The 13,027-nt window shown below is 43.5% G+C and carries 12 protein-coding genes; 5 read left to right on the top strand and 7 right to left on the bottom strand.

What is annotated here, in order from left to right:
* Window positions 1-34 precede the first annotated feature (34 nt).
* The 4 genes from ACYVGZ_RS05780 to ACYVGZ_RS05795 form a co-directional block, all read right to left on the bottom strand.
* Window positions 35-832, bottom strand: a complete 798-nt coding sequence (locus tag ACYVGZ_RS05780) for an ABC transporter permease (RefSeq protein ID WP_460752495.1) — start codon at window positions 830-832, stop codon at window positions 35-37.
* 2 nt (window positions 833-834) lie between these two features.
* Window positions 835-1,524: an ABC transporter permease gene (locus tag ACYVGZ_RS05785; protein WP_460752498.1), complete on the bottom strand. Its 690-nt coding sequence runs from the start codon at window positions 1,522-1,524 to the stop codon at window positions 835-837.
* Window positions 1,525-1,599: 75 nt separating this feature from the next.
* Complete coding sequence (locus ACYVGZ_RS05790; RefSeq protein ID WP_460752501.1) at window positions 1,600-2,367, bottom strand: transporter substrate-binding domain-containing protein; 768 nt, start codon at window positions 2,365-2,367, stop codon at window positions 1,600-1,602.
* A 38-nt stretch (window positions 2,368-2,405) separates the two neighbouring features.
* Window positions 2,406-3,182, bottom strand: coding sequence for an ABC transporter ATP-binding protein (locus ACYVGZ_RS05795; protein WP_460752504.1), 777 nt, complete (start codon window positions 3,180-3,182; stop codon window positions 2,406-2,408).
* A 172-nt stretch (window positions 3,183-3,354) separates the two neighbouring features.
* Here ACYVGZ_RS05795 and ACYVGZ_RS05800 point away from each other — a divergent pair, with 172 nt between their 5' ends.
* Entirely contained in the window at window positions 3,355-4,269 is a 915-nt protein-coding gene (locus tag ACYVGZ_RS05800) for a LysR substrate-binding domain-containing protein (protein WP_460752508.1), read from the top strand.
* A 97-nt stretch (window positions 4,270-4,366) separates the two neighbouring features.
* Here the strand turns inward: ACYVGZ_RS05800 and ACYVGZ_RS05805 are convergent, their stop codons facing one another.
* Entirely contained in the window at window positions 4,367-5,233 is an 867-nt protein-coding gene (locus ACYVGZ_RS05805) for an MBL fold metallo-hydrolase (RefSeq protein WP_460752510.1), read from the bottom strand.
* Between the two features lie 104 nt (window positions 5,234-5,337).
* Between ACYVGZ_RS05805 and ACYVGZ_RS05810 the strand changes: the two genes are divergently transcribed.
* Together ACYVGZ_RS05810 and ACYVGZ_RS05815 are read left to right on the top strand one after the other, a co-directional pair.
* On the top strand, window positions 5,338-6,237 hold the full coding sequence (locus tag ACYVGZ_RS05810) for a LysR family transcriptional regulator (RefSeq protein WP_460752513.1): 900 nt from the start codon (window positions 5,338-5,340) through the stop codon (window positions 6,235-6,237).
* 71 nt (window positions 6,238-6,308) lie between these two features.
* The gene (locus ACYVGZ_RS05815) at window positions 6,309-6,602 is read left to right on the top strand and encodes an ArsR/SmtB family transcription factor (RefSeq protein WP_460752516.1); all 294 of its coding nucleotides are present in this window, start codon (window positions 6,309-6,311) and stop codon (window positions 6,600-6,602) included.
* A gap of 2 nt (window positions 6,603-6,604) precedes the next feature.
* On the opposite strand, the gene ACYVGZ_RS05820 is transcribed toward ACYVGZ_RS05815, so the two are convergent.
* The gene (locus ACYVGZ_RS05820) at window positions 6,605-7,669 is read right to left on the bottom strand and encodes a LacI family DNA-binding transcriptional regulator (RefSeq protein WP_460752518.1); all 1,065 of its coding nucleotides are present in this window, start codon (window positions 7,667-7,669) and stop codon (window positions 6,605-6,607) included.
* Window positions 7,670-7,908: 239 nt separating this feature from the next.
* On the opposite strand from ACYVGZ_RS05820, the gene ACYVGZ_RS05825 reads away from it, so the two are divergent.
* Both ACYVGZ_RS05825 and ACYVGZ_RS05830 read left to right on the top strand, forming a co-directional pair.
* Entirely contained in the window at window positions 7,909-10,011 is a 2,103-nt protein-coding gene (locus ACYVGZ_RS05825; protein ID WP_460752521.1) for an alpha-galactosidase, read from the top strand.
* 50 nt (window positions 10,012-10,061) lie between these two features.
* Window positions 10,062-11,762 (top strand): solute:sodium symporter family transporter, encoded by a 1,701-nt coding sequence (locus tag ACYVGZ_RS05830; RefSeq protein ID WP_460752524.1) that lies wholly within the window; start codon window positions 10,062-10,064, stop codon window positions 11,760-11,762.
* A 37-nt stretch (window positions 11,763-11,799) separates the two neighbouring features.
* Here the strand turns inward: ACYVGZ_RS05830 and ACYVGZ_RS05835 are convergent, their stop codons facing one another.
* Window positions 11,800-13,026: an ABC transporter substrate-binding protein gene (locus ACYVGZ_RS05835; RefSeq protein WP_460752527.1), complete on the bottom strand. Its 1,227-nt coding sequence runs from the start codon at window positions 13,024-13,026 to the stop codon at window positions 11,800-11,802.
* Window position 13,027 lies beyond the last annotated feature (1 nt).

A 13,027-nucleotide genomic window follows, 5' to 3' on the forward strand; every position in this document is an offset into this window, starting at 1 on the left:
TAATTGATTAATGGCTGTTCGCACCTGATGAAGGTTATCGAATACTGGCTGTATTCTGGTCAGATACCGTTTGGTCGGTCTCAGCAATCCTAGGGCGCAAATGTACAAGCCAGCGTTTTTCGAAATAGACAAACAATCTCGAAATGGCGAATACGATTACCATGTAAAACAGCATGGCAGTAATAAAGCCTTCGTAGGCAAGGTAATAGCGCCCATTTAGCCAACGCCCAACACCTAAAAGGTCTTGTAAAGTCACGGTGCTGGCAATAACTGAGCCATGAAGAGTGAAAATCACCTCGTTTGAATAAGCCGGCAAAGCACGCCTAAATGAATTAGGTAAAATGACTCGGGTTGCTCGCTTCCATGGCGTCATTCCGCAAGATTTAGCTGCTTCTATTTCACCGTTTGGAGTGGCTTCAATGGCTCCTCGTAAAAACTCAGTACTATAAGCCATGGTATTGAGGGTAAAGGCGATCAGCACACACCAAAACGGCTGACTTAGCACTGGTTCCCACAGCGCGCTCTCTCTAATGAACTCGAACTGCCCTAAACCAAAATAGAACAAGTAGGTTTGTACCAATAGTGGGGAGCCGCGAAAGAAATAGGTAAAATAGGAGATCGGCTTATTTATATAAGGCGTTTTATAAGCTCTTGCTAAGGCCAAAGGAATGGCGAAAATTCCACCTAGCAGCAAAGAAAGAAACGTGATTTCTAACGTTACTAACGCGCCCATAATAAATCTATCAAGATTGTCGTAAATCAAATAGAAGTCTAAAGGAGATTCGGCGCTAAGCTCGCTTAAGTATTCAAGAAATGTGCGTTCTGAATTCATGATTAACCTCTCTTTATTCCAGCGCTGTATTTACGGTCTAACCAACGGATTCCTAAGTCAGAAACGGCCGTTATGATTAGGTAAACAACCATGACAACGAGCATGAAAGAAAACATTTGCTTCACAGATCTACCAGCCGAAAAGGCATTCCAGACCAAGTCTTGCAAGCCAATTACCGAAACAAGTGCTGTTGACTTCACTAGAACTAGCCAGTTATTGGTAAATCCAGGTAATGCGTAGCGCACCATTTGGTGCCAGGTGACACGTAAAAATACTTGGCTCGGTTTCATGCCTACTGACAACGCGGCTTCGATTTGTCCTTTGGGAATTGAAAGAATGGCCCCTCTAAAAGTTTCAGCCATATAGGCGCCAAAAATTAACCCTATAGTTAGTACACCTGCCATAAATTGGCTGATTTCAACGTAGTCCCATAACCCACTCCACGCGCCAAGGTCATTGATTAGCTGCTGTCCCCCATAGAACAACAACATCATAAGAACCAAGTCAGGAACGCCACGAACGAAAGTGGTATAAGCGCCACCGAGACGATTAAAGCCTTTCGATTTAGAAAGCTTTAACATGGCCCCCATCATTCCGAAGAAGACAGAGAGAAGTAAAGAGAAGATAGCTAATAAAATGGTAACTAGGGTGCCATCTATGAGCATTCCGCGGTATTCGTATATATCCGTCATGTTTGATCTCGTATTAAATAATGAGAGTTAAGGCCAGTTAGGTAATGTCAAAACTGGCCTAATAAGAACAACGGTTTATTCGCCGTAAATATCGACGGAGAAGTACTTGTTACTTATTTGTTGGTATATACCGCTAGTGCGAATGTCTCTAATGGCCTGATTTAGTTCGTTTGCTAGTTTGTCTTTTTTACGGACCGCAATGCCTATACCTTCACCAAAGCAATTGTTGTCTTTTAAATTAGCCCCTACGAACTGATAATCTTGTCCTTCAGGGGTTTTCAAAAAGCCAGCAGCGGCTTCAGTTACATCAGAAATACGGGCATCTACTCGACCTATTAAAAGGTCTGCGTATAGATCTTCGTGCGTGTTATAAAGCTTAATGTTAGCGTTAGATAAGTGCTTTTCTGCGTAACATTGGTGAGTCGTTCCTCGAACTACCCCTAATGATTTTCCGGTCATCCCAACTTGGGATACCTCTAGGTTTGAGTTTTTAGCAGCAACTACACGAACTAAATTGTCATAGTATTTTTCACTGAAGCTGACGCGCTTCATTCTATCTGGAGTGATCGACATAGATGCGACAATCGCATCGTATTTACGTGAATTTAATGCGGCGATCATGCCGTCCCATTCTTGTTCAACCAATTTACATTCACGATTCATCGCATCGCAAATGGCATTCGCTATTTCGATGTCAAATCCGGATAAAGAGCCGTCTGCCTGTTTAAATGAGAAGGGAGGATAGGCGCCTTCAACTCCAATACGAAGCGTATCTTTGGCTTGAACTGATGCCGCAGTAAGGCCTATAACACTAGCAAGAACGATAGAATATAACTTTTTCATTTTCTTATTCCTTATTTTTGTTATTGAGATGCTCTCGGTTAATGTCTGGTGTTAGCCAGAAATTGTTGGAAGCGCTGAGAAGTTGGGTTGGTGAAAATTTTGCTTGGCGGGCCTTGTTCCTCAACTAGCCCTTCATGAAGAAACACGGTTTTGGTAGACACTTCTTTGGCAAATGCCATCTCATGAGTTACCAAAATCATAGTTCGCCCTTCGTCTGCTAGGGTTTGAATGACTTTAAGTACTTCGCTTACAAGCTCTGGGTCGAGAGCAGAGGTTGGCTCATCAAACAGCATGACTTTAGGTTCCATTGCAAGAGCACGAGAAATTGCTGCTCTCTGCTGTTGTCCACCAGATAAATGAGCAGGGTAGTAATCTTTCCTCTCATACATGCCGACCTTATTTAGTAAGTGTTCTGCTAGCTCTATTGCCTCTTTGCGAGGGCGTTTTAAAACGTGGATAGGGGCTTCAATGACATTCTCTAAAATGGTCATGTGTGACCATAGATTAAAACCTTGGAATACCATCGCAAGCTGCGAGCGGATACGTTCAACCTGCCTTAAATCTTGGGGGTGGGGGTTACCATTGCGGTCTGTTGTCATGAGGATTTGTTCGCCATGCATATAGACCTTGCCAGCATTCGGCATTTCTAAAAGATTAATACAACGTAGAAAAGTACTTTTGCCGGAGCCAGATGAACCAAGAATAGAAATAACATCGCCAGCTTCTGCAGTAAGGCTGACTCCTTTGATCACTTTGTGGTTGCCAAAGTTCTTGTGAAGATCTTCCACAACAAGTGCTGGTGATGGGTTAGTCATTGTGAACTCCTGCCGTTGTTTTGAATTTTATTGTTTAGGCTTTTTTGAAGTAGCCCTTTTCGCTTTTATTGAGCGTGGCTCTTCAGTTATTAAATTCATGCTAACAGTGCAGGCGGCAGGGCGTGATTATAAAAATCTTGATCTCACCGAAAGTTATACTTACACTGGATCTATGAGACATAAATTACCTCCACTTGCATCTTTACGAGCATTTGAGTCTGCGGCTTATAAAGAGAGCTTTGCTGATGCAGCTCGTGACTTATGTGTGAGTCATAGTGCAATCAGCCAACATATTCGAACATTGGAAGAATGGCTTGAAGTAAAGCTGTTTGTACGTAGTGGTAATCGTGTAAAGCTCACTTTAGAAGGACAAGCTTTAAAACCTAAATTGAACGAAGCCTTTAATTTGTTGGCTGAGGCTTGTGTTGAAATAAGTCAGTCAAACAGAGAGAAGATAGTGCGTATTGTGGCTGAACCTGGTTTCTCAACTCGATGGTTACGCCCCCGTTTGAAGTCTTTTCGTGAAACGTATCCTGATATTAATGTTCGAATGCAGTCTGGCACCGTGCAAGACCATGCTTCTGAAAGTTCTTTAGATGTTATTATTCATTTCGAGGAAAATCTTGATAAACATGGTTTTCAGTTGCAACGTTTATTCCCAATAGATGCCTTTCCAGCGTGCTCTCCAGGTTATTTAGAGCAATTTCCAAATATCGAAAAGCCTGAAGACCTTATTGGCTTATCGCTAATTCACGATAATAGCCACCAGACTTGGCGTAAATGGTTCGCTCAGTTTCTGCCTGACAGCGAAGCTTGGAAAAACGGCTATGTGTATTCAGACCTTTCATTAGCCATTGATTCCGCTTTAGATGGGGAAGGTATGTTCCTAGCTGATGATTTACTTTGTATGAATGAATTAGCGAATGGTACTTTGGTTAAGCCAATGAATGATGTTATCCGGTCTACTTGGTATGGGATTGCTTGTACTAATTCAGACACAAATGAATATGAACGAAGTGTATTTATTCAATGGCTATTCGACACTCTCTCACAAGAGTCCAGCAGTGTGGCTAAAAAGAGTCATTAGTTTGAGTCTCGGTTTACAATGAAATTAGAAAGACTAGTCACTCTCAAGATTTACTTATAAATCAATCAAGTAACTAATCCTTTACGCTAATCTTGCTTTACCAAGGCATTTCACCCATGTGGACTTTTGCTCCAATATCTAAGGCAATGGGCAATTGCGCGTTAGGGTATTTTTGTTGCATTTTCTCTATCAGCTCAGCGCTATTTTTACTTCCGGCCTTAGCTTCAATAAAGTCACGCAAATATTCTTGGGTGTATACGATTGTTTCAGTATTAAGGGCCGTTCCTGCTTTCATATGGCCAGGTACGACGATTTCAGGGTCCAGTGAAAGGATGTGCGTCAGTTGTTTATTCCAAGCGGAAATTTTGTCATCGGACTGAGTGTCGGCAGTCCAAACATGTAGGTTTCCAAATATTGCAATATTACCAAGAATGGCTTTGTTAGACGGTATCCATAAGTACGGGCGGTTCGCAAGCGCACCTTGGGTACCGTGGATCTCAATAGTATGCCCCTCTAATGTTAAGGTATTGTCGGTAATCAGCTTTGGTATGAATGGGGAAACGGGAGCATTGCTGCCAAGCTTAGGTCCCCAGAAATCGAGTTTGTTTTGTAATTTCGCCTTAATGGCCTTTTGCACAGCTGGAGTGGTCACTATATTGGCGTCTGGGAATAGGGTGTGAAGAAATTCTGCGCCAAAGTAATAATCTGGATCAGCTTGGCTAATGAATATGGTGGTTAAGTTCTTGCCACTATCTAGCACTTTAGCGGCAATTTGCAAGGCGTCGGATTTTGTGAAACCTGTGTCAATTAACAGTGCTTCTTTGTCGCCAGTGAGTAGGGTCGAGTTAACATGAAAGCTACCTTGGCCAGCATTATAAACATCTAGATTGAGCGGTGTGTTTTGGTTTGCATGGGCTCCAAATGAAACCGCTAGACCAAGGGCAAAAGAAACCAGTTTTTTCATTGTGTTCTCCTAATGAGTGATTGTTAGGGGGGAATAGTAAACTCTTGATATGTTCTGAAATAGATACTAAATTGAGCATTACTGTTTCAAAATTAGAGCAAGTTATGGATAGGTTAATTGCCGCTAAAGTATTTGCCGATGTCGCCTTAACGGGCAGTTTTACGCAGACCTCTGAGCGCCTAGATATGTCTAGGCCTATGGTTACTCGCTATATCGAGACAATGGAAAATTGGCTAAATTGTAGGCTTCTGCATCGAACAACTCGTAAAGTATCGCTAACAACTGCAGGGGAAGGTTGTCTGGCTGAGATAAATAATTGGCTGTTACAGGCTGAAAGTATCAGCAACATGACGAAAGCGAGTGAACAGCTGGTTGGAAATATTCGCTTAGCAACCAGTATGTCTTTTGGCTTTTCACATTTGGTTCGCGCTGTGCAAGGCTTTATGGCTGAGCATCCAAAGGTAAAAGTTGATATCGACTTAAGAGATTCCGTATCCGATCTAACCGAAAGCCGAATAGATTTAGCCGTACGCATAGCTTCTAACCCTGACCCGTCTTTGATTGGTAAGCCCATTGCTGTCTGTCAGTCTGTCATTGTTGCGGCTCCCGATTATCTAAAAGGCAGGGCTGATATAGTGCAACCAGAAGACCTGCAAGCTCATGAATGCCTTGGTTATAAAAATTTTCAACAGCATGTGTGGTATGTCGAGAAAGGTGATCAAAGCCGGTCAATCGAAGTGGACTGCCGTTTAAGCGCGAATGAAGCAACCATGCTTTTACACGCGGCTTTGAATGGTGCTGGGCTTGCCATTCAGCCAAAATATTTGGTTGCACCTTACTTAAAAAGTGGTGAGCTAAGTGTTGTTTTGCCAGAGTGGAAGCTAAAGGAAATGGAGGTGTTTCTTTTGTATTCGTCTCGAAAGCATATGTCTCCAGTCTTACGAGCGTTGATTGACTACTTAAGTGACTATTTTGCTGATTACTCTTGGGATGGCGAAAGCTAAGTGAAGTCTGCCTAGAGAAACTTTAGCTTGTTAAGCTATAATTCCGGTTTTATCGAATTTTTGGGTGGGCTATGGAAATCGAAGCAGTAGCAAAAGCGTTAAAAGAGCTAGGGCATCCGGTACGTTTAAAAATTTATAAAGAAGCCGTTAAGGCGGGTCATCAGGGTATTCCCGTGGGGGCAATACAAGAAAAGTTAGAAGTGCCTGCGTCTACGCTATCGCACCACATTTCTAGTTTAGCGTCAGCAGGCTTAATGAGCCAAAGGCGTGAGGGGCGTATCTTGTTTTGTGTTGCTGAGTGTCAGTGCTTGAGTTCGGTTGTTCAATTTTTACAAGATGAGTGTTACGCGAACGAAGCTGACTAGTACTAAGACAACTTCTCATTCAGCTCATTTAAGAGTTGGCGAATGGCGTGTTTGTCGACATCTTGCGGCGCTTTCACACCAGTAGATTGGCGTTCCATTAATTGAGTTGGTATAGCAATCTTTTGTAACTCTTCCTGCGGGTTATGGTGGGCGGCAATGGCTAGGTTGACAGCGTTAAAGCCCAGAGATAAGAAGTCCTGACGAACACTGCTTAACGGTGGATAGTAATAAGCACTGTCCGTTGAGTCATCAAACCCCGCTAGCGCGATTTGGCTAGGGATTTTTCGGCCAAACTCATGGATCGCTCTTAACACTCCTAATGCCATTTGGTCATTGGCTACGAGAATGGCATCAAAGTCGTAGCCTTCTTTTAGAGCCTGTAGAGTAAGTTGGTAGCCTGAAGCCGCTTTCCAATCACCGTGTTTTTCAATGACTAAACGGCAATTTTGGTCAGTTACTACGCTTTTCCACCCCGCAAGCCGCTGTGACGAGGCGCTAGAATCTTGTGGTCCGGCAATCAGCATGAAGCTTTCCCTACCTTGCTCTATCATTAGCCTTGCAGCCGATGCGGCCCCTTGTTGGTGAGTGGAGCTCACTTGATGAACTTGGCTGTCAGGCGGAACGTCCATAAACACAAAGGTGGTGTCTTTATGATTAGCTTGGAATCCTTCGGCCTGCTCTCGGTTTAAAGGTAAATTAATAATAATCAGTTCAACTTGCTGAGCCTTCAGCTCTTTAATGGCGCTGTTGGCTGTACTAACACTGTGTTCACTCACCACATTCAGCACTATGTTGTAATGCATTTTTTCTGCTTGCTGGCGAATGCCATTCGCTATGAGCGAAGCACCGTGGTGGTCTAGGCTAAGAGTGATAAGCCCAACGCTTTTACTCTTCGAACGGCTTAATAATTGCGCACCTTTATTTGGTACATAGTCTAGCTCTTCAATGGCTTTAAGAACTTTAGCGCGAGTCTTTTCTGCGACATTGGTTGCTCCGCTGGTTACTCGCGAAACGGTTTGAGTTGAAACGCCCGCTAGTTTAGCGACATCTTTAAAAGTGGCTTTCATGGTCGGTTAGGTCGTTCTTGTTAGAGTTGTATTAACGTTATCATCCTATCTAGGTTAATGTAGAACAACAACTGTTTACGAAAACATAATTGTTTGTTTTAACTACGATTTCCTAAAAACTGATAGATTTTATTGGAACTTTTATCTTTTTTTGACTTCATATTTGCTGATTTTTGATTGTGTGTCGTGGTAATCTACGAAGAATGTTTACGAAAACATAGCGAGTAAAAGTATAAAATATGAATAACATCATCCATCTTACGAGTAAAAACAGCAGTCTGATTATTAATGTGGTGCGAGTTCCTGAGATCCTACATTGGGGACCCAAAATCAGCACAATTGATGAAGACTTAATCATGTCTACAGAGCGTCCTATTTCACAAGCACGTCTTGATGTCGATGTGCCCTTGTCGCTTTGTCCTGAACTAGGCAGTGGCCACTTTAACTCTCCCGGTTTAGAAGGCCATAGGCTAGGTGGCGATTGGGCTCCTGTGTTTGCGGTATCAGAAACTCAAAAATCTGAGCAAGGGGTGGTGTTTGTTCTACAAGATACAGTAGCGAAACTGGCTTTAACCATTGAGTTGCAACTTGATTATACAACCGATGTATTACAAAAACGCATTAAGCTAACCAACCTTGCCGATTCGGAATATGTGCTTAATAAACTCACTTCGACGTTGCCTTTGCCTCATCATGCCACTCAATTGATGACGTTTCACGGGCGTTGGAGTCGCGAGTTTCAAACACAGACCTTATCTCTAACTCATGGCGGTTTTAACCAAGAAAACCGCCGTGGCCGTACTTCCCATGAAAACTTCCCAGGCATGATGGCTGGTACTGAGTCTTTCAACGAGCAAGACGGTAAAGTATGGGGCTTCCATTTGGGCTGGAGTGGAAATCATCAGTTGCGTGCTGATATCAAAAGTGATGGTCGCCGATTTGTACAAGCCGGTGAGTTGCTACTGGCTGGTGAGTGTATTCTTTCTGAAAATGAAAGTTACACTACGCCTTGGCTATATGCGTGCTACTCAGAATCAGGATTAAATGGAATCAGTGACCGCTTTCATCGTTTTGTGCGCCAGAGCATTGTGTCATTCCCTTCACAAAAGCCACGTCCTGTTCACCTTAATACTTGGGAAGGTATCTATTTTGACCATAAGCCTGAATATATTATGCAAATGGCAAGTGAAGCGGCTGAGATGGGGGTAGAGCGTTTCATTATAGACGACGGCTGGTTTGTAGGACGCCACGGCGAGCGTACCGCTTTAGGTGATTGGTATTTAGACAAGGAAAAGTATCCAAACGGTTTAGAACCCGTTATTCAACATGTGCAAGATAATGGCATGGAATTTGGCTTGTGGGTTGAGCCTGAAATGATCAGTGAAGACTCTAATTTGTTCCGCCAACACCCTGATTGGGTGTTAGGTCTGCCAGGCTATAAACAACCGTCTGGGCGCTGGCAGTATGTTCTGAATTTGCAAAATGAAGACTGCTTTAACTACTTGTTTGAGCGTTTGAACGAGCTACTAAGTCGCTATCAAATTAGCTATTTAAAGTGGGACATGAACCGCGAGCTAGTACAGCCCGGCCATCATGGTAAGCCCGCAGTACACGGCCAAACAAAAGCGCTTTACCGCTTGTTAGAAACCTTAAGACAGGCTCATCCAAGTGTGGAAATTGAGTCATGTGCTTCAGGTGGTGGGCGTATTGACTTTGAAATACTAAAACGAACTCATCGTTTTTGGGCGTCAGACTGTAACGATGCCTTAGAGCGACAGACAATACAAAGAGGCATGAGCTATTTCTTCCCACCAGAGGTAATGGGAGCTCATATAGGGCCCGATGAAAGCCATACGACACGTCGTTGCCATCATATTAATATGCGTGGAATGACGGCACTTACTGGCCATATGGGAGTTGAATTAGACCCTGTAAAGGCGACCCCAGAAGAAAAGCAAGGTTATGCTAAATACATAGCGCTACATAAAACGTTCCGTGATTTGCTGCACTCTGGTCGCTCGTTCAGATTGAATGCGCCAGATGACCGCCAGTTTATTTATGGGGTAGAAGGTGAGCAGGATATGTTGATAAATGTTTGCCAATTGGCAATGCCAGATCACGCCTTACCTTCCCCCCTACGAATAAGTTGTGTGGACGAGTCAGCAGTGTATCAAGTGAAAATAGTTGAAATGCCTACCACCAGTTTTCAGCTAATGAAGCAACGTCCTCAATGGTTAGACAAAACCCTGACTTTAAGTGGTGAGAATTTAAAATCAATTGGTTTGACCTTGCCAATTCTCGACCCAGAATCAGTGTTAATGCTACACCTTAAGCGCGTGTAATTTCACGCGCTCTGCACAACAAAAACAAAAGTTTTACGGAGTTACTTTTAATGTTTACAACCATTCTTTCTTTCCTGTTTTTTACGGGATTTGTGGTGTTCTACACCTATAGCAAGGTAAAAAACACGAATAAAGATTCGCAAGAAGGCTTTTTTCTTGGTGGGCGTACGCTAACAGGCACGTTAATCGCCAGTTCGCTTATTCTAACCAATTTGAGTGCTACCAGTTTTGTGGGTATGAGTGCGCAATCTTACTCCCACAATATGAGTGTTATGGGGTGGGAAGTTGCTTCTGGTGTGACCTTGGTGATCATCGCTTTATTGTTAGTGCCAAGGTATTTAAAGCAGGGTATTACGACCATTCCGGACTTTCTTGAAAGCCGTTATGACTTATCAGTGAAAAAGTTTGTGACCCTACTGTTCCTTTGTCAGTACGTGATTAACATCTTGCCCACGACCCTTTATGCAGGCGCGGTGGTGCTTGGCGGCATCTTTGATATTCAGGGCTTACTAGGGGTCAGTGAGTTTGCATCTATTGCTATCATTTCTGCCGCGATTGGCTTTTTAGGCTTCTTTTATGCCATTTACGGTGGCTTAAAAGCAGTGGTAATTGCCGACACGATTAACGGTGTTGGGCTCATTATTGGCGGTATGATGATTCCGATTTTAGGTCTGGTGGTATTGGGCGATGGTAGTTTTACCTCTGGTTTAAATACCTTGGTTACGGCGGCACCTGAAAAGTTACAATCAGTAGGCTCGGAAACAGATCCACTGCCATTCTCAACCTTGTTTACCGGTTTGCTGCTAGTAAACTTGTATTATTGGGGAACAGATCAATCGATCATTCAGCGTGCTTTAGGGGCCAAGAACCTAAAAGAAGGCCAAAAAGGGGTGATTTTAGCCGGGGCCATTAAAGTTATTTCGCCTTTATTTTTGATAATTCCGGGTATTATTGCGTTCCATATGTTTGGTGCCGATGCGGGTAACCCAGACACCATGTATACACGTTTGGTCAACGAGGTATTGCCAGAACCTTTGGTAGGGTTCTTTGTGGCTGTTATGTTTGGCGCCATTCTTAGTACCTTTAACGGTGTTTTGAACAGCTCAACCACTTTGTTTGCGCTTAACGTTTATAAGCCTCTATTTGGTAAGGGGCGCACAGATCAAGAGTTGGTCTCGAAGGGGCGTATTTTCGGCGTTTTAATTGCCATTATCGCGGTTTGTATCTCACCTTTTATTATGTTCGCACCTGCGGGGCTGTTCCAATACCTACAAATGGTCGCGGGCTTCTTTAGCGTGCCAATATTCACCATTGTATTTGTGGGGTACATCAGTAAACGTGTACCTGCGGTGGCGGCAAAAGTCGCACTTACTGTGTTTGTAAGCTGTTATGCTGCTATGCAATTGGTGTTTGACACGCCAATTCATTTCTTGCATCAATTGGCGATTTTGTTTGTTGTTTGTTCACTATTAATGTTTGTGATTGGCTACTTCAAACCACGTGCTAGCGATTACGTAATGCCCGTAAATCAAGACATGGACCTAACCCCTTGGGCCTTTCGGTTTGAAGCTTCTGCAATCGTGCTTTATATGGTGCTTGGAGCATTCATCATGTTTTCCGATATCGGGCTACTGTCGGAAGACAAAACCATTCTGCAAACGTATCTTGGCTGCGGAGTGGTCATGATTGCGGGTATCATCATTCAGCATTTAAGGCGTAAAAAAGCAGCTGCCTTGGTTGCTCAAGTCTAAAGAAAAATGCCCACTGCAAAGCAGTGGGCATTTGGACTTACTTAAAGGTTCTTTGGCGAACCTTCTCTAAACGTTCCAAGATCTGATCTAAACGATCCGGTTTCACAAGAAACTCCTGGAAGCCTTTCATACCTTCTTTCGCCATGTTGGGGTGGGTATCTCGGTCGTAAAACTGAGCAGTACCACTTGCTGTTCCCAGCACTTCTACCCCTTTGTTAAGGAAGTAGTTATCCACGGCAGAGGCATTTTTGTTGGTAGGGATCTGAAGTAGTGCCTCATTAACCAAAGTCTGGTTTTCTGCGCGAGACATGAATTCTAAGAATTTACGAGCATCTTTTTTGTTTTTCGCTTTGGCGGGAATGTGAATGGTATCTGTAGGAGCGTCTTCCGCCACAGGCACATTCGGGTCAATAATTGGGAATTGGAAGAAGCCCATTTTGCCATCTAGCTCTTTTGGAAAGTTAGGTGCAATGTAGTTACCAATCAAATACATCGCCGCGGTGCCATTGTAAAGGAACGGCTGAGCTTCTTGCCAAGAGTAAGATGAGTGATTGTCTAAGAAATAACCTGGGTCAACCAGTTCACGCCAGTATTTAAAGACGTTGCGAACTTTTTCGTCAGTGTAAGCCGCACGGCCTTCCATGAGATCCATGTGGAACTCTAAACCATTTAGGCGCAAGTTGATGTAATCGAACCAAGCGGCTGCAGGCCATAAGTACTTGGTACCAATAGCAATAGGGGCAATGTTATTCGCTTTTAATGTGGCACTTGCGTCTAGGAGGTCTTGCCAAGTCTTTGGTTCAGCTAGGCCAAATTTTTCAAATAAGTCTTTGCGGTAATAGACACCAACTTGGTAGTAGGTGTATGGAAGACCCCATTGTTTATCATCAATGGTCATCGACGAGGTAGAGGAAGGCATAACGGTTTTAAGGTCTAGGTCTTCCCAAATTTCGCTGACATCGGCAAATAGGTTGCGGTCCACAAAGGTTTTCATGCGGTTACCCGCGTACCAGAACACAACATCTGGTGGAGAGGTTGCTAACCAGTTACGAATTGCCGTTTTATAGGCTTCCTTATCGTACAGGTTGTATTTTACATCAATGTCAGGATTTTCAGCTTTAAACTTACTAATGATCTTTTCAAAGGCCGCTTTTGGGGCAGCATCGGCCTGATCCGAGTTAATGACTAGAGTGTCTGCGTAGGCTGAGCTGATTAAACTACCTGCCAGTAGCAATGGGGTGAGTAGGGCGGATATTTTTTTCATT

The organism is Marinomonas epiphytica, from assembly GCF_054780655.1.

Excerpts from the sequence above, each read along its gene's own strand:
- ACYVGZ_RS05780 (WP_460752495.1), bottom strand. The coding sequence starts at position 832 with ATGAATTCAGAACGCACATTTCTTGAATACTTAAGCGAGCTTAGCGCC.
- ACYVGZ_RS05785 (WP_460752498.1), bottom strand. The coding sequence starts at position 1,524 with ATGACGGATATATACGAATACCGCGGAATGCTCATAGATGGCACCCTA.
- ACYVGZ_RS05790 (WP_460752501.1), bottom strand. The coding sequence starts at position 2,367 with ATGAAAAAGTTATATTCTATCGTTCTTGCTAGTGTTATAGGCCTTACT.
- ACYVGZ_RS05795 (WP_460752504.1), bottom strand. The coding sequence starts at position 3,182 with ATGACTAACCCATCACCAGCACTTGTTGTGGAAGATCTTCACAAGAAC.
- ACYVGZ_RS05800 (WP_460752508.1), top strand. The coding sequence starts at position 3,355 with ATGAGACATAAATTACCTCCACTTGCATCTTTACGAGCATTTGAGTCT.
- ACYVGZ_RS05805 (WP_460752510.1), bottom strand. The coding sequence starts at position 5,233 with ATGAAAAAACTGGTTTCTTTTGCCCTTGGTCTAGCGGTTTCATTTGGA.
- ACYVGZ_RS05810 (WP_460752513.1), top strand. The coding sequence starts at position 5,338 with ATGGATAGGTTAATTGCCGCTAAAGTATTTGCCGATGTCGCCTTAACG.
- ACYVGZ_RS05815 (WP_460752516.1), top strand. The coding sequence starts at position 6,309 with ATGGAAATCGAAGCAGTAGCAAAAGCGTTAAAAGAGCTAGGGCATCCG.
- ACYVGZ_RS05820 (WP_460752518.1), bottom strand. The coding sequence starts at position 7,669 with ATGAAAGCCACTTTTAAAGATGTCGCTAAACTAGCGGGCGTTTCAACT.
- ACYVGZ_RS05825 (WP_460752521.1), top strand. The coding sequence starts at position 7,909 with ATGAATAACATCATCCATCTTACGAGTAAAAACAGCAGTCTGATTATT.
- ACYVGZ_RS05830 (WP_460752524.1), top strand. The coding sequence starts at position 10,062 with ATGTTTACAACCATTCTTTCTTTCCTGTTTTTTACGGGATTTGTGGTG.
- ACYVGZ_RS05835 (WP_460752527.1), bottom strand. The coding sequence starts at position 13,026 with ATGAAAAAAATATCCGCCCTACTCACCCCATTGCTACTGGCAGGTAGT.